This window comes from Pseudoalteromonas sp. NSLLW24, from assembly GCF_015864725.1.
GTDB lineage: Bacteria > Pseudomonadota > Gammaproteobacteria > Enterobacterales > Alteromonadaceae > Pseudoalteromonas > Pseudoalteromonas arctica.
Map to the genome: position 1 here is coordinate 235,861 of NZ_JADYWQ010000002.1, position 21,510 is coordinate 257,370.

The 21,510-nt window shown below is 37.9% G+C and carries 22 protein-coding genes; 13 read left to right on the forward strand and 9 right to left on the reverse strand.

The annotated features are described in order from the left end of the window. Positions 1–118: 118 nt before the first annotated feature. Entirely contained in the window at positions 119–1,597 is a 1,479-nt protein-coding gene (putP, locus tag I6E72_RS02635; RefSeq protein ID WP_101217622.1) for a sodium/proline symporter PutP, read from the forward strand. 275 nt (positions 1,598–1,872) lie between these two features. Here putP and I6E72_RS02640 read toward each other — a convergent pair whose 3' ends face one another. Beyond that, complete coding sequence (locus I6E72_RS02640; protein ID WP_197110979.1) at positions 1,873–2,190, reverse strand: YebG family protein; 318 nt, start codon at positions 2,188–2,190, stop codon at positions 1,873–1,875. Positions 2,191–2,503: 313 nt separating this feature from the next. Here I6E72_RS02640 and I6E72_RS02645 point away from each other — a divergent pair, with 313 nt between their 5' ends. Beyond that, positions 2,504–2,800, forward strand: coding sequence for a ComEA family DNA-binding protein (locus tag I6E72_RS02645; protein WP_197110981.1), 297 nt, complete (start codon positions 2,504–2,506; stop codon positions 2,798–2,800). Between the two features lie 24 nt (positions 2,801–2,824). Here I6E72_RS02645 and I6E72_RS02650 read toward each other — a convergent pair whose 3' ends face one another. Both I6E72_RS02650 and dsbB read right to left on the reverse strand, forming a co-directional pair. After that, positions 2,825–3,127, reverse strand: coding sequence for a DUF6170 family protein (locus I6E72_RS02650; protein WP_010553884.1), 303 nt, complete (start codon positions 3,125–3,127; stop codon positions 2,825–2,827). A gap of 1 nt (position 3,128) precedes the next feature. Beyond that, positions 3,129–3,647, reverse strand: coding sequence for a disulfide bond formation protein DsbB (gene dsbB / locus I6E72_RS02655; RefSeq protein WP_007584117.1), 519 nt, complete (start codon positions 3,645–3,647; stop codon positions 3,129–3,131). Between the two features lie 544 nt (positions 3,648–4,191). On the opposite strand from dsbB, the gene fadR reads away from it, so the two are divergent. Together fadR and I6E72_RS02665 are read left to right on the forward strand one after the other, a co-directional pair. Next, complete coding sequence (gene fadR / locus I6E72_RS02660) at positions 4,192–4,905, forward strand: fatty acid metabolism transcriptional regulator FadR (protein WP_004335692.1); 714 nt, start codon at positions 4,192–4,194, stop codon at positions 4,903–4,905. 362 nt (positions 4,906–5,267) lie between these two features. After that, on the forward strand, positions 5,268–5,873 hold the full coding sequence (locus I6E72_RS02665) for a peroxiredoxin (protein ID WP_007378637.1): 606 nt from the start codon (positions 5,268–5,270) through the stop codon (positions 5,871–5,873). Between the two features lie 58 nt (positions 5,874–5,931). Here the strand turns inward: I6E72_RS02665 and I6E72_RS02670 are convergent, their stop codons facing one another. Beyond that, positions 5,932–8,523, reverse strand: a complete 2,592-nt coding sequence (locus I6E72_RS02670) for a TonB-dependent receptor (RefSeq protein WP_197110983.1) — start codon at positions 8,521–8,523, stop codon at positions 5,932–5,934. A 746-nt stretch (positions 8,524–9,269) separates the two neighbouring features. After that, positions 9,270–9,749 carry an SsrA-binding protein SmpB gene (gene smpB, locus I6E72_RS02675; RefSeq protein WP_007584119.1) on the reverse strand — a complete coding sequence of 160 codons (480 nt, stop codon included), beginning with the start codon at positions 9,747–9,749 and terminating at the stop codon, positions 9,270–9,272. Positions 9,750–9,896: 147 nt separating this feature from the next. Between smpB and I6E72_RS02680 the strand changes: the two genes are divergently transcribed. Together I6E72_RS02680 and I6E72_RS02685 are read left to right on the forward strand one after the other, a co-directional pair. Further along, a complete protein-coding gene (locus I6E72_RS02680) occupies positions 9,897–10,337 on the forward strand; it encodes a type II toxin-antitoxin system RatA family toxin (RefSeq protein ID WP_007584120.1) in 441 nt (146 codons plus the stop codon). After that, positions 10,334–10,657: an RnfH family protein gene (locus tag I6E72_RS02685; RefSeq protein WP_007584122.1), complete on the forward strand. Its 324-nt coding sequence runs from the start codon at positions 10,334–10,336 to the stop codon at positions 10,655–10,657. The genes I6E72_RS02680 and I6E72_RS02685 overlap by 4 nt, the downstream gene beginning before the upstream one ends. A gap of 133 nt (positions 10,658–10,790) precedes the next feature. Here the strand turns inward: I6E72_RS02685 and I6E72_RS02690 are convergent, their stop codons facing one another. Then, positions 10,791–11,150: an outer membrane protein assembly factor BamE gene (locus tag I6E72_RS02690; RefSeq protein WP_004335706.1), complete on the reverse strand. Its 360-nt coding sequence runs from the start codon at positions 11,148–11,150 to the stop codon at positions 10,791–10,793. A 107-nt stretch (positions 11,151–11,257) separates the two neighbouring features. On the opposite strand from I6E72_RS02690, the gene I6E72_RS02695 reads away from it, so the two are divergent. Next, positions 11,258–11,587 (forward strand): GIY-YIG nuclease family protein, encoded by a 330-nt coding sequence (locus I6E72_RS02695; RefSeq protein WP_007584123.1) that lies wholly within the window; start codon positions 11,258–11,260, stop codon positions 11,585–11,587. 88 nt (positions 11,588–11,675) lie between these two features. On the opposite strand, the gene I6E72_RS02700 is transcribed toward I6E72_RS02695, so the two are convergent. Both I6E72_RS02700 and ilvC read right to left on the reverse strand, forming a co-directional pair. Next, on the reverse strand, positions 11,676–13,595 hold the full coding sequence (locus tag I6E72_RS02700; protein ID WP_033026896.1) for a methyl-accepting chemotaxis protein: 1,920 nt from the start codon (positions 13,593–13,595) through the stop codon (positions 11,676–11,678). A gap of 192 nt (positions 13,596–13,787) precedes the next feature. Next, positions 13,788–15,260 (reverse strand): ketol-acid reductoisomerase, encoded by a 1,473-nt coding sequence (gene ilvC, locus I6E72_RS02705; protein ID WP_121955330.1) that lies wholly within the window; start codon positions 15,258–15,260, stop codon positions 13,788–13,790. Positions 15,261–15,398: 138 nt separating this feature from the next. On the opposite strand from ilvC, the gene ilvY reads away from it, so the two are divergent. The 6 genes from ilvY to I6E72_RS02735 all read left to right on the forward strand — a co-directional run bounded on the left by ilvY (position 15,399) and on the right by I6E72_RS02735 (position 21,089). Next, on the forward strand, positions 15,399–16,304 hold the full coding sequence (gene ilvY, locus I6E72_RS02710) for an HTH-type transcriptional activator IlvY (RefSeq protein ID WP_165725390.1): 906 nt from the start codon (positions 15,399–15,401) through the stop codon (positions 16,302–16,304). A gap of 116 nt (positions 16,305–16,420) precedes the next feature. Then, positions 16,421–17,467: a GGDEF domain-containing protein gene (locus I6E72_RS02715; RefSeq protein WP_193371818.1), complete on the forward strand. Its 1,047-nt coding sequence runs from the start codon at positions 16,421–16,423 to the stop codon at positions 17,465–17,467. 447 nt (positions 17,468–17,914) lie between these two features. Then, positions 17,915–18,727, forward strand: coding sequence for a MipA/OmpV family protein (locus tag I6E72_RS02720; protein ID WP_197110985.1), 813 nt, complete (start codon positions 17,915–17,917; stop codon positions 18,725–18,727). 1 nt (position 18,728) lies between these two features. Continuing rightward, the gene (locus I6E72_RS02725) at positions 18,729–19,109 is read left to right on the forward strand and encodes a DUF3019 domain-containing protein (RefSeq protein WP_007584132.1); all 381 of its coding nucleotides are present in this window, start codon (positions 18,729–18,731) and stop codon (positions 19,107–19,109) included. A 14-nt stretch (positions 19,110–19,123) separates the two neighbouring features. Then, the gene (locus tag I6E72_RS02730) at positions 19,124–19,816 is read left to right on the forward strand and encodes a response regulator (RefSeq protein WP_007584133.1); all 693 of its coding nucleotides are present in this window, start codon (positions 19,124–19,126) and stop codon (positions 19,814–19,816) included. Positions 19,817–19,841: 25 nt separating this feature from the next. Continuing rightward, a complete protein-coding gene (locus I6E72_RS02735) occupies positions 19,842–21,089 on the forward strand; it encodes an ATP-binding protein (protein WP_024608150.1) in 1,248 nt (415 codons plus the stop codon). Positions 21,090–21,177: 88 nt separating this feature from the next. Here the strand turns inward: I6E72_RS02735 and I6E72_RS02740 are convergent, their stop codons facing one another. Then, positions 21,178–21,402 carry a DUF3820 family protein gene (locus I6E72_RS02740; RefSeq protein WP_007586607.1) on the reverse strand — a complete coding sequence of 75 codons (225 nt, stop codon included), beginning with the start codon at positions 21,400–21,402 and terminating at the stop codon, positions 21,178–21,180. Positions 21,403–21,510: the final 108 nt, after the last annotated feature.

The window sequence follows — 21,510 nt, forward strand, 5'->3', positions numbered from 1 at the left end:
GTTAGGCATGATATAGTCAGCGAGAATGGTTTTTATCCTAATAGTGTCTTTATTATAATATTTTAAGAGTCAATATTCGGATCAAGAGCCTGTTATTAATAATTATGCGGAGGCTAATTTGGAAACAGGAATGATTATTTCACTAGCATTATATTTTGTTGTAATGTTAGGTATCGGACTATATGCATATAAGCAATCTACTGGCGATGTATCAGGTTACATGTTAGGTGGACGAAATCTATCACCAAGTGTTGCTGCACTATCTGCAGGTGCATCTGACATGAGTGGCTGGATTTTAATGGGCCTACCTGGTGCGATGTTTGTTACTGGTTTTAGTAGTACATGGATAGCAATTGGTTTGGTGATTGGTGCTTGGTTAAATTACCTGTTAGTTGCACCTAGATTACGTGTGTACACTGAAAAAGCAAATGACTCTATAACAATCCCAGATTACTTCTCAAATCGCTTCAATGATAAGTCAAACTTATTACGTGTTGTATCAGCTGTTGTGATTATAGTCTTCTTTACTCTTTACACGTCATCTGGTGTTGTAGCCGGCGGAAAATTGTTTGAAAGCTCATTTGGTCTAAGTTATGAAGTGGGTTTATACATTACAACGGGTGTCGTTGTTTTATACACTTTGTTTGGTGGTTTTTTAGCGGTTAGCTTAACTGATTTCGTGCAAGGTTGTATTATGTTCATCGCACTGATTCTAGTGCCTACTGTTGCATACTCTTTACTTGAACAACCTCTGGAATCTACTTTACATAGTGTAAATCCAGATATGCTTAACTGGATTGGAGCAGGCTCTGCATTAGGTATTATTTCTGCAATGGCATGGGGTTTAGGTTATTTTGGTCAACCACATATCATCGTTCGTTTTATGTCGGTACGTAGTGTTAAGGATATGCCTAAAGCTCGCCGTATTGGTATGACATGGATGATTGTTGCTGCCCTTGGTGCTGTTGGTACTGGTATATTTGGTGCTGCTTATACTTATGAGAATAATATTGTAGTTGAAGATCCTGAAACGATTTTCCTAATTCTTTCTGAGTTATTGTTCCATCCACTTATTGCTGGCTTTTTACTAGCTGCAATTTTGGCTGCTATCATGAGTACTATCTCATCGCAATTGCTAGTAAGCTCAAGTTCATTGACTGAAGATTTATATAAAACATTTTTACGTAAAGATGCTAGCGACTTTGAATTAGTTACTGTTGGTCGAATTAGCGTTGCATTTGTTGCCCTGTTTGCAATTTATTTAGCGTACGATAGAGATAGCTCTATTTTAGACCTAGTAAGTAATGCATGGGCAGGCTTTGGTGCTGCTTTTGGACCTCTTGTATTGTTTAGCCTTTATTGGAAACGTATGAATTTTGCTGGCGCCTTATCTGGTATGTTAGTAGGTGCGTTTACAGTGCTTGTTTGGATTTATGGTCCGTTTACTATTAATGGTGAAAGTTTAAGTAGCTTTATGTATGAAATAGTACCTGGCTTTATTTTAGCGAGTATCGCAATTGTTGTTGTTAGCTTAGTAACAAAAGAGCCAGAGCAAAACATCACTGCTTTATTTGATGAAGTAGAAAAAGAGCTTTAAATAGCAATTACTATTCATTTTAAAATGAGTAGTAAGTAATACCAATCCGCGATAATACTTAATCATTTTGCGGTGCTAAACGTGTTGCTACCGGCGTTAAAAAATTATCATTTAGAACAACTAAATATCAAATTTTTTGCCTAGCTATCAACACGTTTTTCCACCCTCAAAATAGATCACTTAATTAAGCGAATTGGTATAATAAAAAAGGGAGCAACTAAGTTGCTCCCTTTTTTATTTAGTTTGTCCCGTCCGAGGAGAGGGCAATCTACGAGTTAACTTGCTTTTTTATCGTTGTTATCTTCAATTGGCGCAACGTTATCTGACTTTTTACTTTTTGCTGGCGCTTTGGTAACAACTGGATCTTTGCCGCCCTTTAATATGGTCATAAAGTCATCTTTGCTTTTCGCTATTTCTAAAGCAAGTGATTCAATTTGTTGCTCACTAAGCGGTACGTCTACCTTTTCTAGCATTAGCTCAAGTGATTCTGCTATATCGAGCATCTTGTCATAAGCATCAGCTTCTTTTTTGGTAGTAAACGTCATACGCTCGACTCCGTTTCGTTCTACAACATATTTAACAACAACAGCCATGATTTCTCCTGCAAAATTGCTTGGCACCGTGGTTTGTAAAAACCATTAGATTACTGTTTTTATGTACAGTAATGGTTTGGGCGTAAATTTGCAAGCGCGAAGTATTAATTTTTAGGTGTCTTAAATTTGACAAAAAACGGTAACTTTACTTTAGTTAAGCAATCACTTGTTGTACCAGCTGCATTTTCAGGATTTCGGATCATAGTGATAATGCGTTTAGGTACACTTTAAATGATGAGCTTTTCAGTTCCTTACTTTTTGGTTTTCCTAAGCAACATTCAAAATTAAGAAAAGAAGAATAGGGACAAGTTTGATGAAAACGTTAAAAAATTTATTCATAATAAGCTTATTATGCTTACTACCTGCAACTACCGTATATGCACAACTATCGGAAGTAACTAAGCAAATGCCTCAAGTTGAGACAATTAGTATAAATAATGCTGATGCAGATATGCTTGCTAAGCTACCGGGTATAGGTAAGAAAAAATCGCAGGCAATTGTGGATTACCGTGAAGAAAACGGCGAATTTAAAAGCGTTAGTGATTTATCGCAAGTTAAAGGAATTGGTAAAAAACTATTAGCCAAATTAGAGGGGAAAATTTCACTTTAATAGCAGTAGATAACAATCAGGGCGCTATGCGCCCTGATTAAATTGTTTTAATGCATCGCTTAAGTGTTTTTTAGCAAAGTTGATTTCAATAGGTGTTGTTAAAAGTGGGTAGCAAAGTCCGCCGAGTATCAAAAACGGGATTAATATCCAACCTTTAAATACCGTGAATATTAAAAATAGTGGACTTAGTAATATTAATTTAATAATACGCAGTAACACTTTATCAGTTGGCGATAACATACTTAAAGAAAGTGCTATTACGTCTTGGCGCTTGCGTACTTTTAGATGTTTAAGCTCATCTAATTGGCTTGAAAAAAATGTAAACATATCAAATCGACTTTTTAATTAATAAACGGCCAATAACTATAATAAATAGTGTTAGTGAGAAAATCCCAAATATAATTTCCATCCAAGCAGGCATGCTCAAACCAACAAACTGCCAATCTATATTTCCACAATCCCCGGTCGCCTGAAAAAAGCTAGGTATCCATTCATGTAACGGCATAAACGATGGGAAGTTTGGTTCAAACTCACAGCTAAATGCAAAAGGGTCTGTGGTGGTTTGCATATCAATATGCTCGCGAGCAATTAAATATCCCCAAACACTCGATACACCCCAAATTACATACGCTAATATACGAACTGCTTTGCTCTGTGGTTTAGTCGAACCTACGATTCCTGCGCCTAATAGACCCAGTACGGCTGTACGTTGATATATGCACATTATGCAAGGCGCCAATCCCATTTGGTATTGAAAGAAAAGGGCGGTCACTTCAAGTAAAAAAACGATAGCTGTAAATAAAAGCCACGGGGTACGTTGGGTGGGTAATTGGGCAAGCCAGTTCATAAAAATTCCGCGTTTAAATAAGACGTTAGATTATGACCTAGGATAATGTATGCGGCAACAAAAAGGAAAAAAAAGCTACCGAAGTCGCTTTTTATAAGATGAAATTATTGACCACTCAATGCAGCCTCAGCAGAGGCTACATGACGCTCTACTTAGTTCCCATTGATACATAAGCTTAGTTATATCGCTTACTTATACTACATTGGTACATTGCCTAATCAATTCTTTAAAGTTGCGGTTAGAACGCTCTGTTGCATAGGTGTTCCTTTTTAATGTACTTATGTGTTTTAAGTTGATTAAGCTAGGTATGGTGTAAATAAAAAATACCAATAATTACAATGTACCTACAATGAATATTGCTCTGTATATTTATACATTGTAGCTATATTAGAAAAACCTAAATTTTATTATTTATTAATCTTTAATTTCTACTCATTTGCTTATTAATATACCTGACTTTACTTGTTAGTTATGCTTCGTCTGGTACAATCAGTCAGTTATTCGTGTAAAACGATGAGTGTTGATTAATTCGAGTGGGAACTGGATGAGAATTTTTAAAGCGAAAAGCCCAGCAGGATTTGCTGAAGAATATATAGTTGAATCTATTTGGAACGGCGATTTCCCTCCAGGTTCAATTCTACCTGCCGAGCGAGAACTTTCAGAGTTAATTGGTGTAACAAGAACGACCTTGAGAGAAGTATTACAGCGTTTAGCACGTGATGGTTGGTTAACAATTCAGCATGGTAAACCAACAAAAGTAAATAACTTTTGGGAAACGTCTGGCTTAAATATTCTTGAAACACTAGCGCGCTTAGATGAAGACAAGATGCCTGAGCTGACAGATCAGCTTTTATCTGCACGTACTAATATTAGTGCTATTTATACACGTGCTGCAATTAAGTTGAATCCTGAACGTGTAATTGAAATTTTATCACAAAGTCATGAGCTAGAAGACACTGCGCAGGCATTTGCTGACTACGATTATAAAGTTCATCACGAATTAGCCGTTGCGGGTAATAACCGTATTTATGTATTAATACTCAACGGTTTTAGAGGCTTTTATTCAAAGATTGGTTGTCATTACTTCTCTGATGCCGGAACTCGTGAACTTGCTCGTCAGTTTTATAAAGATTTAACAATCTTGGCAGAAAATAAAGAGCACGATGGTGCTATTTCGATGATGCGTAAATACGGTCATCAAACAGGTGAGATTTGGCAAAAAATCCGTGGCGATATGCCCTCAGATATAATGGATTAAATCTAAACGAGAAGCCTGCATTTGCAGGTTTTTTTGTACCTGTAAAATAAATACCATATATATGAATTTTTAAACAATTTAATGTATTAACCCTTCTTCAGTAACGTCAAAAGCTCTACCTAATTACAACGTGATTTACACTTCAAAATAGACCTATTATTCAAGCAGATTAGTGCAAGTTGTAAGTGTTCGTTATTTTCGATTGCTCACATCGTTAAATGCGATTGTTCTTTTGTAGTGAATAACTTTAGAATGCCAATTAATTATATGTGTTCGCTATTGGTTTTTAATTTTTAGCGCCCATATAAGTACCAGCATTGCGAAAGCAATTGAAAACAAACTCAAAATATTTGGAGAATAAAATGGGTGTATTAGTAGGCCGCCAGGCACCAGACTTTACCGCTGCAGCTGTTCTTGGTAACGGTGAAATTGTAGATAGCTATAACCTTCATGAAACAATTAAAGGTAAAAAAGCAGTTATCTTCTTTTACCCACTAGATTTCACGTTTGTATGTCCTTCTGAACTTATTGCATTTGATAAGCGTTTTGAAGAGTTTCAAAAGCGTGGCGTAGAAGTAATTGGTGTTTCTATCGATTCACAATTCTCACATAACGCATGGCGTAACACCGCTGTTGCAGACGGCGGTATTGGTAAAGTTCAATACGCACTAGTTGCAGATGTTAAACACGAAATTTGTAAAGCGTATGACGTTGAGCATCCAGAAGCGGGTGTTGCATTTCGTGGTTCATTCTTAATCGACGAAGAAGGCAATGTACGTCACCAAGTAGTGAACGATTTACCACTAGGTCGTAACATCGACGAAATGCTTCGCATGGTTGACGCGCTAGCGTTCCACACTGAGCACGGTGAAGTATGTCCTGCTGGTTGGACTGAAGGTAAAAAAGGTATGGACGCAAGCCCTGAAGGCGTTGCTAAGTTCTTATCTGAAAACGAAGGCGAGCTATAATTTAGCCCTTAGTTTTAAATAAAAAAACCGCCAATTGGCGGTTTTTTTGTGTCTTTAATTAGAAAGAAAAACTTACTTTAGTGTACAAGTAGCGGCCACGAGGGTTATGCACAGCTGATGCATAACCGTATAAATCGCCATCGCCATCACCAATTGCAAATGGTGGCTCTTCATCAAATAAGTTATTAACACCTAAAGATATTTTAGCTGACTCAGTAATACGGTACGACGTTTGTAAATCAACAAGCGTTTGCGAGTCAATCATACGTGAAGTATTGCTATCAAAGTCTAAATTGCCATCAAAGTCGATATCAGGCGTATCTTCAAATTCACCTACATAACTGATATTTACATTGGTGTTAAACTCACCAATTTCCCAGTTGGTTGAGAAAATAAAGCGATGCTCTGGGTAGCCATATTCACCCGTGTAATCACGACCATCTTTTTCAAACTTATCTTGATATGCCCACTCTAAATTAAATTTAAGTAAACCTAAGTCATCAAGAGAGTGGTTATAGTTTGCAGAAACATCAACACCAGATACTTCCTGCGATGATAAATTTTTAAATGTGCTGTGTATTTTTTGTATTGTGCCTAAGCTTGCTCCGCCTGTAGGGGCTAAACGAACACATACGGTACTATTTTGGTTACCACATTCTGCAGCATAAATAGGACCAAATTCTTCTTCATCGATTTTGTTATCTTGAGTAATACTCCATACATCGACACTTAAACCAAACTCAGCTGTAGGTGCCCAGATAACGCCCACGTTCCATGATTCTGACTCTTCTGCTTGTAAATCAGGGTTACCAGAGAACTCAATATTGTAATCAAGTGCTTGGCAATCTAATCCTGTTTGTTCACAGCGCTGTGTATCAACAAAAAATTGGCTTTTTTGTGATGGACCTAAGCCTATTTGCGCTAATGAAGGCGCTCTAAAGCCTTGCGCCCAAGAACCACGAACCGTTACTTCATCAGTCGGTGCCCAGCGCAGAGCTATTTTTGGATTTGTAGTTGTACCAAAGTCGCTATAATCATCGTAACGACCGGCTAATTGTAGTTCGAGGTTTTCAGCAAGTGGGATTGAGAACTCAACATATGCAGCGTATTGTTCACGATCAGCAGAAGCTGATACTGATTCAGTACCAAATATTAAGCCACGTTGAAATTGATCATCAGGGATATCATTTACATCTTCTTCACGGTACTCAATACCGGCGGCCATCATTACAGCTTCGCCACCAAAACTAAACGCTTCACCTGTAATGTTAGCGTCAAAAGAGGTCATATGAGACTCACCGCGACGCACTAAGCTGGTTGTGATTCTGTCAATTACAGCTGGGTCGTTATATGTGCCACCGAATGGATTATAGTTACCGGCATCAATTTCTTGTTGTAAGAAATCGGTGCGTACCCAGCCTTGTGTACGATCGCCTGTTTGTAGTGATTTGCTGCGACCTTTTTGTACCGCTGTCTCCCAGCTCCAATCGTTTATTTCGCCTTTTAACCCTGCAACAAAGCGTAAGGTGTCTGACTCAATGTCCCATTGGCGAGCGCCTGCATCTACTGTACGGTAACGACCAATTTGAATGTCTTCACCAAATGGATTGTTTGGGTGATTAGCGGGTACCGTAAGGCCTGCATCTTCATCAAGTGGTGTTGGTGCACCTGCAGCGACAGAGCTGTTATGTTGAACAGCCATTTCTAAAAAGCCAGTAATGCCGTTATCAAAGCGGTATTCAAATTGTGAAATAGCGCCTACACGCTCAGATGCTGGGGCAACATATCCATATGGGCCGTAATCAAATAAACAGCTACCACTTGAAGTTGCATTTTCAGCAGGACAGGCAGGGTCGATTGTTTTAACGCCATCCACATAAAAGTAGCCTGGGAAACCACGAGATGAACGGAAATCTTCACCACCATAAGGTGCTTGGTTTGCAGTGCCAAGGCTGCCCATTTCATCAGAAGAAAGAGATGTGTTTTTAAAGTAATCGATAATAACAGATGCACTACTTTTTTCGTTTGTTGTACCCCAAACTAGGCTTGCTGTTGTTTCTTCATAATTTGGACCATCTGTACCACCATAGCCTAGATTAATCTCAACACCATCAATATCTTTCTTTAAGATAACGTTAACTACACCCGCTACTGCATCTGAGCCATAGATAGCTGAAGCGCCATCTTTTAGTATGTCGATACGCTCAATAGCAGAAACAGGAATACTGTTAATATCTACAAATGAGTTGGTGATACCTTCAGCAAAGGCACTAATTGATACACGGCGACCATTAATTAATACCAGTGTTGCATCGGCTCCTAAGCCACGTAAGCTTACTGCAGCTGAACCGTTAGCGGTTGAATCTTGGTTGTTACCACGAGTAGAGAAAGTACCGCTACCTGCTACAGGCATTCTTTCTAGAAGTTGCTGTAAATTATCGTAACCCATGTTTTCGATTTCAGCTCTACCGATTGATTGTACCGGAGAAGGCCCTTCAATATCAGTTCGCTTAATACGAGAACCAGTAACCTGAATTCGCTCTACTTTTTTAGCTTCTTCTGCTGCGTAGGCTGTTGTTGTAAAACCTGCTGATAATGCGAGTGTTGCGCCCACAATAATGCTTGGTGTAAATGCAGTTGATTGCTTCATCCTTAAGTCCTTGTTGATATATTATAAAATTATTTGCTTAACAAGCGCGGGTATTAATATCATGTAACTTAAGTGTTAGCAATTAGCTTAATTTGTGATTTAAGTATTAGTTTTAATGCTTTTTTGTGGGTTTTATGACCTTATTTATACTTTGTTTTCTAGGTGAAACTAAGCGTGAATAGGACATAGGGTTAATAATTGTTATATAGCTAGATGAAGCCATGTGTGGAATAGCTAATGATTAAAATAATTTGTAATAATTTATTTCTATAAATTAAAACTTATGTTTGTTTTTATACTTTTAATTTATTCAATTATGTAATACCAATTCGCAGTAATACTTAATCAATTTGAGGGGTTAAAGCTGATGCTAAAGGTATTGAAATTTTCTGATTTACGACTGCTAGATACAGGAGGTGGGGTAATGCAGGAGTAATTGCTGATAATGGCTAAGTAATACCAACCTGCATAAATCTTTGATCAATTTAACGAATTAAATTGCACTATAACGTCGTTAAAAATTTTTTATTTAGAACAACTAGATATAAAAATTTTTGCCTAGTTCTAGCGTAATTTTCTTAACGTTAAATAGACCCCATATATAAGCAGATTGGTATAACAAGTTTTGTCTTGTTATCGACACGATTTTCTTATTTCAAAGTAGATTACTTAATTAAGAGAATTGGTATTATTTGAGCTTTTATATAGGTGAAATTAAAAACGCCTAATAAATTAGGCGTTTTTATTTATGCTTTATGCTTCATTAAGCGTTCTTTTTCACGCGACCAGTCTTTATCTTTACCGTCTTCGCGTTTGTCGTGTAATTTCTTACCTTTTGCCAAATGAAACTCAAGTTTTACCCAGCAGTTTTTCCAGTACATCGCTGTAGCTATTAAAGAATAGCCATCGCGCTCTGTAGCACCGAATAAACGGTCAAGTTCGCGTCTGCTTAATAGCAATTTACGATAACGTAGCGGGTCGCAAATTACGTGGGTCGATGCACTTATAAGTGGCTGAATTTGACTGCCAAGTAAAAATGCTTCGCCATTTTTAAGATGAATATAAGTTTCTGTGATATTTACTTTACCAGCTCGGATACTTTTAACTTCCCAGCCTTGTAGTTCAACACCCGCTTCAAACTTATCGTGTAAAAAATACTCATGTCGCGCTTTTTTGTTTAGCGCGATGGTATTACTTGTCGATTTTGATGAATTTTTCTTAGCCATAGTGCCCTATAATATACGTAATGTGAGATGTTTTACATCGATTTTTTTAATAATGCTTTTAAAAATTTAGCTTTAATTTAAGCCGCATGAAAATTTGGGGAAACGCGCAAAGCTTGCTAAAATTCGCCCACACAGTTGGGAGTGAGTATGCCACAAATAGAAAAAAGTGCGCTGGTTATGTACAGCACTAAAGAGATGTTTGATCTAGTTAATGATGTAGAAGCTTATTCACAGTTTTTACCAAATTGCTCAGACTCAAAAATTGTTTCACAGCACGATAATAACATGACCGCGAGTTTAGAAATATCTAAGGCGGGTATAAAAAAGTGGTTTACCACCGAAAACACCTTTGTTGATGAACAAACCGTGTTACTGCGCCTTGTTGATGGTCCGTTTAAGACGTTAAAAGGGCGCTGGCATTTTCAAGAGCTTGACGCCAAAGCATGTAAGGTTCATTTGCACCTAGAGTTTGAATTTTCAAGTAAGTTAATAGAGCTTGCCTTTGGAAAGATTTTTAACGATGTAGCAAAAAATATGGTGAGTGCATTTACTCAACGTGCAAAACAGGTTTATGGAGCGCGAGTATGATTAATGTTGAAGTGGTCTTTGCATTACCGACCACGGCCACGTGTTTATCAATTGAAGTGCCACAAGGGACTACAGTCGAGCAAGCTGTTATTCAGTCAGGTATTATAGAAAAGTGCCCAGAAATAGATGCCACATCGCTAACGTTAGGTGTGTGGAATCGAACTGTAAAAGCTAACTATGAATTAAAAGACGGTGACCGTATAGAAATATACCGTCCACTAATTGCAGATCCTAAAGATGCCCGCAGAAAACGTGCAGAAAAAGCAAAAGAAGAGGGGCGTGCAAATAAAATAACGGGTGGTCGCCCACTCGAGAAGTAATACCAATCGGCATAAACTTCGAACAATTTAACAGATTAAATCACACGCTAACGTCTTTTAAAATGGTAAAAGCTTTTTAAGTAAACCAATAAAAAAGGTGAGCCATGCTCACCTTTTTTACTACCTGAGACGTTTATTGCTCTAGCGGTGTAGTAAAGTTTTCAGGTTGGTCATAATCACCTGAGATTGAAACTAACTTTTCATTTTCAAAGTTAATTACTAACTCTTTATTTTGTTCGTTTTTACGGCCTTTATTAAAGCTGTAAATATAGCGCCAAGTATTGTTATCAAAGGCGTCCTCGGCAATAGGTCTACCTAATACATAAACAACTTGCTCTCGGGTCATATTTACACGAAGTTTTTCAACATCCGATTGCTCTAAAAAGTTGCCTTGTGGAATGTTAATTCGGTATACCCAGCTAGAGCAACCTGCTGCTGAGCTAAGTGTTAAAGCGACGATAAGCCAAAGAGAAAAAGTTTTTAACGACTGCATTGTTAGTTGTGATCCTTATTTTTTATAATCTGCATGATACCGATTAGTCACTGAAGGTAAAACCCTTTTAAGCAATTGTTTTATGTTAAGGGCGTTAAGGTAATGTTTTGACCACTGATAATGAAAAAAGTTTACAGCATATTGAAACGAATATTTTAAAAACTGAGTCTACTTGGTTTTTATATATAGTTGAAACACGATTTGGTCATTGGTACACAGGGATCACGACTAATGTTGAAAAACGCTTTGCAACTCATCAAGCTGGTAAAGGGGCTAAAAACCTTAGAGGAAAAGGGCCTCTTTTACTTATCCATCAACAACAAGTAGGTAATAAAAGTGAAGCAAGTAAGCTTGAGTATCAATTAAAAAAGCTCCCTAGAGCTAAAAAGGAAGCGTACGTTTCAGCATTTAATACTGGCGATAGCAAAAGTACTTAGTTTGTGTAAATTAAGCATATTCGTTATGAGCAAAAACTATCTTCGAATATAGCTTATGCTCATAGCTGGCGTGTAATATTAGAGTCGCTTAGCGATGCTTTTCAAAGGTAGCTACAAGCGCATCAAGTGTTTGTGCACTGTTGGCTAAGTCGCGAATCGCTTGCTCTGTATTGATTTGTTCGCTCATTGCTTTATCGCTAATTTCGCTAATTTGCTCAATATTACGACTTACATCGGCAACCACATTACTTTGCTGCTCAGTTGCAGTCGCTATAAGCGTAGCCATATCGTTTATTTGATTTGCTGTTTCGGTTATCGTATCAAGTAATTCAACAGAGCTTTGCATTGCACCAACGCTTTGCTGAGCTTTATCTTTCGATTGGCTAATATCATTAACTACATCATCAGATATTTTTGTAAGCTCTTCAATCATAGATTGAATTTCGGTGGTTGATTGCGATGTACGGTTTGCCAGTGCACGTACTTCATCAGCAACAACAGCAAAGCCGCGTCCGTGTTCACCTGCGCGAGCAGATTCAATTGCAGCATTTAAAGCAAGTAGATTAGTTTGATCCGATATGCCTCTAATTGAGTCAACAATACTTGCAATATCAACCGTTTTTTTAGAAAGCAAAGTAACTTGCTCTGTTATGCCATCAATATCGCTGGCAAGGGCTGATATAGTTGCTTGGCTTTGGAGTACTTGTTTGTGACTTTGAATGGTGTTTTCGCGGCTGTTATCGGTTAACTTAGCTGTATTTGCTGCGCTTTGCGCTATTTCTTGTACTGTAGCGCCCATTTCGTTGATTGCTGCTGCGACAGATATTGTTTGTTCTTTTTGGTTGTCTATTGCTTGAGAGTTTCGTTTTGCTTGTTCAAATACATGATCAGAGCTTTTTCTAATATCGTGACTTTCGCTGGCAACTTGAGTAATCGCTGTTTCTATTTTACTTATAAACTGGTTAAAGCCGTTACTTAGATTGTTAAGCTCTGGTTGGCTCGATTCTGGTAAGCGGTACGCTAAATTTGCATCGCCTGAGCCTAGGCGTGAAAATAACTCAGCCATTTTAGAAAGTGGAGATGAAAGTGAGCGAGCAAGCAAATAACTGATTAAACTCGCAACTAATGCTGTAATTACCGTAAAAGTAAATATTTGCCATTGCAGGGTGTTTACGCTTGCGAAGACTTCACTTTTTGGCACTTGAGCTACAACATATAAATCGGTGTTTTTAATAGGCATAGCAGCTACAAGTGTCGGTTCGCCATTTAAATTAATTTCTTCTAGTGCAAAGCCATTACTATTAAATAGTTGGCTGTGGATATTTGCAGTATACAAATCATCAATATTTGCTTTAGCTACTTTACTTGCATCTTTATGAAGCTGAATCAAACCATTTTTATCTGCAATGAATACAAAGCCTGTTTGCTCAATTTTAAATTGCTGTAATAGCTTTTGCATATCAGTGATGCTTTTTGCAAGACCTGCTAAACCAGTACCATTAGCCTGCTGATGATTTACAAACATTTTCACATCATTGGCTGACTCTTGATAAATACTGATAGAGTAAGGTTGTTTTGATTGCTTAAAAGCAAAGAACCAGCCATCGGCTGCATCGTTTTTTAACACACGCAAAAACCCATTCTGGTTCCAGTACTGTGCAGTGTCTCTATTTGCCCAAGATGCTGTGGCTAAATCGTATTGCTGGGCAACGCGATTTAATTCTTTTAATAGTAATGTATCGTCTTGGTTGTTTGATTGAGCCCATTGTAAAATAAATTCGTTTGATGATAGTTGCTGAGCAGCACCGAGTAACTCGTTGATTTCACCGCCTATGTGATTGCTGATTGTTTGCAGTTTACTAGGGAGCTCTGACTCAATCATACGTCGCTCAATAATATCCTCTGAGCTGTGTAGGGAAGTCAAACCAATCAGTGCGGCTACGCATATAGCAATAACACTACCTAAAGCTGTGATTTTTTGAGTGATCGAAAGATTTTGTATCGTCATGATATTAATTAATTTTACAACTAAATAGAAAAACATATTAGCACATTATTTATTTGGAACTAAATATTGGCTAAGCAGAATAGGCAAAGATATACCAGATTGGTTAAAGTTTTATTAACAGGCATAAAAAAGCCCACATGCAAAAAGCATACGGGCTTGGTTTCTAACAAGCGAAACATTTATTGTTTAGGGTTAAACAATCTTTTTCATTGCTGACATGTAGCCACGTAATTTAGCACCTACTTTCTCAACTGGGTGTTCGCGCAATGCAGCGTTAATTTGAATTAATGTTTGGTTATCAACTTGGTTACTGTGCTCGCCAAGACCTTTACCGATAATGTCTGTATCAACGTTTTTCATAAAATCAGCAAGTAATGGTAAACATGCATGGTTATATAAATAACAGCCGTATTCTGCAGTATCAGAGATAGTACGGTTCATTTCAAAAAGCTTTTTACGCGCAATAGTATTGGCGATTAATGGCGTTTCGTGTAATGACTCGTAGTAAGCTGACTCTTCGATAATGCCTGCTGCTGTCATGGTTTCAAATGCAAGTTCAACACCTGCTTTAACCATTGCTACCATTAAAATACCGTTATCAAAAAATTCTTGTTCAGAGATTTCTACATCGCCAGCAGGGGTCTTTTCAAAGTTAGTTTCTGCTGTTTCTGCGCGCCATTTAAGTAAGTTTACGTCATCGTTATTCCAGTCTTCCATCATAGTGCGTGAGAAAGTGCCGTCGATGATGTCATCTTGATGCTTATTATAAAGCGGGCGCATAATTAGTTTTAGCTCTTCACTTAGTTCAAACGCTTTTACTTTTGCTGGGTTTGAAAGGCGGTCAAGCATGTTAGTAACGCCGCCGTACTTAAGTGCTTCGGTAATTACTTCCCAGCCGTATTGAATTAGTTTTGATGCATAACCCGCATCAACGCCTTTTTCTATCATTTTATCAAAACATAAAATAGAGCCAGTTTGTAACATGCCACATAAAATGGTTTGCTCGCCCATTAGGTCAGACTTAACCTCAGCAATAAATGATGATTTAAGTACACCTGCGCGATGTCCGCCAGTACCCGCTGCATACGCTTTAGCTTGTGCTAAACCAAGACCTTGAGGGTCATTTTCTGGGTGAACTGCGATCAGAGTTGGTACACCAAAACCGCGTTTGTATTCTTCACGTACTTCAGAACCAGGACACTTAGGCGCAACCATGATTACAGTAATGTCTTCACGTACTTGCATGCCTTCTTCAACAATATTAAAACCATGAGAGTAAGCAAGTGTAGAGTCTTTTTTCATAAGTGGCATAATTGCACTTACTACAGCGGTATGTTGTTTATCTGGCGTTAAGTTAAGTACTACGTCAGCGGTAGGTATTAATTCTTCATAAGTACCAACAGTAAAGCCGTTTTCAGACGCATTTAAAAATGATTGGCGACGCTCAGAAATAGCTGAAGCACGTAATGTGTAAGAAACATCTAAACCAGAGTCACGTAAGTTTAAGCCTTGGTTTAAACCTTGTGCGCCACAGCCTACAATAACTAGTTTTTTACCTTTAAGTGCGTCAACGCCATCGGCAAATTCGCCTGCGTCCATAAATTCACATTGCGCTAATTGCGCTAATTGTTCGCGTAAAGGTAAGGTATTGAAATAATTCGCCATTGTTAGTGTCCTATAAAGTCATGTTTGTTAGATGCGCAAGATTTATTGCGCTTACAAACACCATATGTAAAATCGTTGCTTGCGTAAAATGATATATTTGAATTAAAGTGTTTCATAATATGAAATACTGGGTTTGGCATGGATCATAAACATTTAAACTACTTTTTAGCACTGGCTAAAACACTTCATTTTGGACGCGCAAGCGAGCTTTGTCATATAAGCGCACCCACTTTAAGCCGCAATATAAAACACTTGGAAGAAGAGGTAGGTGTTGCACTATTTGTACGCGATAACCGCAGTGTTAAATTAACGCGTGAGGGTGAGTCGTTTATTGATTACGCCACAGCAACGCTTGCTAATTGGCAGCGTTTTAAAACGAATGTAAAAGACCCGCAACAACATATTTACGGCAAAGTAAGTATCTATTGCTCGGTTACTGCATCTTATAGTTTTTTACATCAAATATTAGAGCAGCTTCGTGCGCAGCATCAGTATATAGAAATAACATTAAATACAGGCGACCCTGCACTTGCTATAAACCGTGTGTTAGATGGGCATGAATTAATGGCTATTGCAGCTAAGCCAAATAAGTTACCGGCGCAAATTGCTTTTGTAGATATAGGGCATTCTCCACTTTTATTAATTGGACCAAAAATTCAATGCCCGATCACACAAAAACTAACACACAATAGTGATGACATTAATTGGTCTGATTTAGAATTTATTGTGCCAGAACAAGGTTTTTCTCGCCAAAGGTTAGAACACTGGTGGCGCAAAAATAATATTCACGGGAAAATTTACGCACAGGTTGCTGGGCACGAAGCAATGGTATCCATGGTGAGCTTAGGATTAGGTGTCGCAATGGTCCCTAAAATAGTGCTAGATAACAGCCCGCTGCAAGATAAAGTACAAATACTAACACCAAAAATGCAAGCGCCTGATGGGTTTGATATTGGTTTGGCAGTATTAAGGAAAGAGTTAAATGACCCTGCAATCAGTGCTTTGTGGAATATTGCGCAAACTTTAGATGCAAAAGCGATTTAATGCGCGCAGAGAATAAGCAAGTTAGTTAAATAGTATGAATATAGGTTGCGTATAAGTTTACTATTACTTAACATTGAGCGCTAATAATAAAAACAATGACGCTTGAGAGTTTATATATGAACCACGCCGTATCACTTGCTCATTCTGCTCAATGCCTAAAAAAGGCGATTCCTTTGATGGTAAAATACCGAATGCCGGTTACACCCATCAACTATGCAATTTGGTACTGTTATATTCAAGGAAACAAACCTTCATTAAATGCTGAGTTAGACCATGTTATTGCTCTGCAACAAACATGTTCACAAGACAAAGCAAAAGAAATTTTTGATAAACATTTAACGCAAGACGATCTCGTTTTTTTTCAAGAAATGACTGAAAAATTTCATACAACTATGGAGCAAGTTCAGCAAGATATAAGCACAACGCTTGATCACTCTAAAAGCTTTACGACGAGTTTAGTCGACTCACAAAATGAATTAAATATGCTTGTTGATGTAAACTCTTACAATGAGATACTAGGTTGTGTTGAGCGTTTAACCGACGATTCTATTGCAATGCAAGATTATGCTCGGGAGTTTCAGACTAAATTAGCCGTTGCCTACAATGAAATAAAAGATTTAAAAGAAGCACTCAATATTTCAAAGGAAGCAGCCGATACCGACACGCTTACGGGTTTTTATAATCGAGGTAAGTTTGATTCTGATATTGTAAACTTTTGCCTCGAATACTCAGAGCAAGCGCAAGAAGACTCTCTTGCCGTACTCATTATGTTTGATATTGATCATTTTAAGCGCTTTAACGATGATTTTGGCCATCAAAAGGGTGATGAAGTGCTTAGGCTAGTTGCTAAAAAAGTGAGAGAAAATACAACTGAAGCTGCAAATGTGTATAGATACGGTGGCGAGGAGTTTTGCATAACAGCCTACTTTGACACTATTAACGATATAATAGCATTTGCAGATTGTATTCGTTTAGCAATAGCAAAATTGGCGATTCGTAAAAAGCATGATGTAACTGCAAAACGTGCTATTTCAGCAAGTTTTGGCTTAGCAATTTTACGGCCATTTACAAATAGTACTGTTTTAGTTGAGCGTGCAGATAGAGCCTTATACATTGCCAAAACACATGGACGAAATCGTATAGAAATAGCCCCTGATATTTAATAAGTGCCAGAGGTTTTTGATTTATTTGGGTTAAAGCCGCTCAATTTAGGGCGATTTAATCCAACTTCAGTTTTGGTAAACAAGCAGGTAAAACCCAATAGAGCTGTAGCGAGTTAGCTCTTAGTAATTTTTTATTTGAATAATTGCATTTGCTACGTTGTGCCTCATTTTCAAAGTATCTTAAAGTACTATTAGTCAAAAACTACACAAGCAACTCAAAGTACAATCCTTAGACACAACTACCTTGAAAGATAAATAGTCCGAAAAGCATAAAGTTAACATTTTTGTATACAAATTGTGAATAATTGTAACCAGCTAGAGCTAGTTTAAAAAGACCTTGCTAGTATGGGGAACTCACTTATTTTGATACTTTGATTTACGCTGATGCGGTATGCCTTCTCATTATTAACAGCTCTATGTTTTAGCACTTTGTTTATTTGCCTTTCGGTGCAAGCAACACAGGCAAGCAAGCATGCTGACGATTATACAGAGCAAGATATAACAACCGATCGTCTGCATTTGAGTTTAAGCGTGGGGGCTGGAGTTATAACCAACCCTTTGCATGGTGGAGATAATATTCCGCTCGTGCTTATTCCTCAAGTTGCGTTTTATGCAGAGCAATGGTTTTTTGATAATGGCCGTCTTGGTTATTCATTTGTGCAAACCCCTAAGCATCACTTTAATCTAGTTGGTGAACTCAACTCTGAGTCTCGTTTTTTTATAGACTGGCACCCTAAAAATGTATTTACACTACAAAGCAGTGCTCTCAACAATCAGTTCGTAATGCAAGATGAAGCCTCGTCCTCTCGCTATGTTGATATTGATAATTTACATAAACGGCAAATTGCACTGGATGCGGGTATTGCATATCACTATGTAAATGAAGACCATGTTTTTTCGGTTCAGGCTCTGCATGATATAACCGATGTTTATCGAGGTGTACGCGCAGCATTACAGTGGCAGTATCATACTGTGATAGGAAAGCTCAAAATAAAGCCAACACTTGGAATAAACTATAAATCTGCGGAACTAAATAGCTATTTTTATGGACTTAATGAGGGTGAAACTCAATTTGGCAAAATAGACGTTGGTAGTAGTTGGCAACCTTATGCTAAAATCGATGCCCGTTGGCCTCTGAGTAAGGCTGACTCTCTTCGTTTTCATGTAGCATATTACGACTATTCGGCTATGGATGGCAGTCCGCTCTTCGAACGTACTTATTCAATGACTGCATTTATAGGATTCGATCGTACTTTTTAATATGAAGTATTTAATATTAGTTGTCTTTATTACCACTTTTTTTAGTGGTTTTAGTGTGGCACAAACCCCTTTTTTTAGCGTTTCTCCAAAAGTCTGCGTTGTCTCTGAACAGCAGGGTTTTTGCGATCTTGATTTACAATTTAAATGGCAATTAAACACCTACAGTGATGTCTGTTTGTATCAGCAAGAGCAACGGCTTCAATGCTGGGAGCAACAACTTTCTGGGCAATTTAATTATAAAGCGCGTGTTCAGGTGGAGACCATATACTCCTTAATCAATCCTCATACGGGTGTGTTAATAGCAAAAACACAGGTTGAAGTACAAAGCGCCCATGCTAAAAAAAATAGGCGTAGGCTTCGCTCTCCGTGGAGCTTTTTTTAATTTAGGAGCAACTAATGCCAAAAATTTTACTTGTTGAAGATGATCTCGGTTTACAACAACTAACAAAAGATTACCTTGAACATAATGGCCTTGAAGTCGAAGTATTAGACCGTGGTGACGAAGTGTTTAATTACCTAGAAAACAATACACCCGATTTAATGATTTTAGACGTTATGCTGCCAGGTAAAGATGGCTTTAGCGTTTGCCGCCAAGTAAGAGATAAATTTACTCTACCAATTTTAATGTTGACTGCTAAAGGTGAAGATTTCGACCAAGTACTTGGCTTAGAGCTTGGCGCTGATGATTATGTAATAAAACCAGCAGAGCCACGTGTATTACTAGCGCGAATTAATGCATTACTGCGTCGTGGACAACCCATGGTAAAATCAAGCGAAGAGCTCCAGTTTGGTGATTTAGTCATTGATAAAACAAGTCGTATTGTAAAACTAAGTGATTCGGAGATTGTATTAACTTCGCACGAGTTTGAGTTATTATGGCTATTAGCGTCAAATGCGGGTGAAGTACTAAGTCGAGAACATGTGCACCAACATATGATTGGTCGCCAATACGATGGACTTGATAGAACGGTGGATGTACGCGTATCACGAATTCGTAAAAAATTAGGCGACAACAGCGATAAGCCATATCGTATAAAAACTGTATGGGGACAAGGCTACTTATTTGTTTCTGATGCATGGGATCTTTAGAACTATTTAAGGTTAGTCGGCTTTAATGGGAAAACTGTTTACCAGCTTATATTTATATATCATCGTTTCTTTGTTTGTAGTGAGCGGTGTTATAGAGCAATTGTGGCCTTACGAAGAGTCGCAACAGCAGGTCTTCTTAGATGATGAGTTTGGGCAATCACTCTGGTTGCTCTCACAAACTTCAAATGGTCTTAAAAAGTTAAAGCACAACTTTGAAAGTAAAGTGATTGAACGACGTGATTTAATACTCCCTCAAAAACAACAATCGCAGCTCAACCAAAACCACTACTTATACTTATACGATAAGCAACAACGCATTGTTTGGTATGTAGATCTCGGTAATGATTCATTACTTCAAGTAGGACCGGTAGGTGTATTAACGCAGGAATCATCTTCTGTTTGGCCGTATTTATTACTACTTATTATTGTAGGTATACCTGTTGGGCTGTGGAGCTTTTTACTATGGCGCGACTTTGCAAAGCTACGTAAAGCGTGTGAAGCGGTAGAGGGTTTGCAAGACTTTCAACTAAACGACTCTTCTAAGTCTTTCTTTTTACCTATTACTGATACATTAAAGGTAATGCAGCAACGTATTGAGTTTTTACTTAGTGCGCAGCAAGAACTTACCTCATCGGTGTCGCATGAGTTTAGAACACCACTAGCACGTTTAAAGTTTGCAATAGTAATGCTGCAAGAACAAATGCTTGACGAAAAAGGTGAGAAATACCTAACAAATATGCAAACAGACATTAGCGAGCTTGAGTCACTAGTTTCTGAAATGCTCGAATACGCGCGATTAGACTCTCAACAACCTAGTTTACAGCCAATAAACTGTGACTTAGCTGGGCTGGTAAAAACAACTGTTGAAAAGCTAAACTTTGAAGCCCGAACAACGCTCTCTGTAAACCTCCCTGAGCATTTAAATTATTACTGTGATAGTCACTTTATGGCGCGAGTATTTCAAAATTTAATTGGCAATGCGCTCAAATACACTCATAAACAAGTTAAAATTTCATTGCTACAAGAGACAAAACACATCGTATTGATTGTTGAAGATGATGGTGAGGGGATAGCTCCCGCTGAGCGAGAAAATGTATTTAAACCTTTTACTCGACTAGATAAAAGTAGAGGCAAGGATACCGGTGGTTTTGGTTTAGGACTCGCTATAGTTGCTAAAATTGTATCGTGGCACCAAGGAGAGTGTAAAGCAGAAAACTCAAGCTTAGGTGGTGCTAAATTTATTGTATATTTACCCCTCAAATTAAAGACATAAAAAAAGCGCCTAGAGGCGCTTTTTTTGCGGTTAAAAACCAAAATCAACAAGTAGCAATATAATAGACCGCAAGTACTTAAAAAAGTTCTCAACTATTTTTATTTTTTTCAAGTAATGGCATTAACATTTGCTCAAGGCCATTTAGTTTTACCTCATACATCATCGCAAGTTGACTCCCTAGTTTTGAGTCAGGAAACCCTTGCTGATTAAACCAGACTAAATAAGGCTCTGGCAGTAAAAGCAATGGCCGTCCTGCATATTTTCCAAACGGCATTATGGTATTAATAGCTATTTTTAGTTGTTTTGGATCCATAAAAACTACTTATGTATTTAAAGTATGCGTAAGTGTAAGGGATTTTAGAGATATAAAATAGGCTGTGACGGGCAAGAAACAGCCTATTTTGCGAGGGAGTAGGCCCTC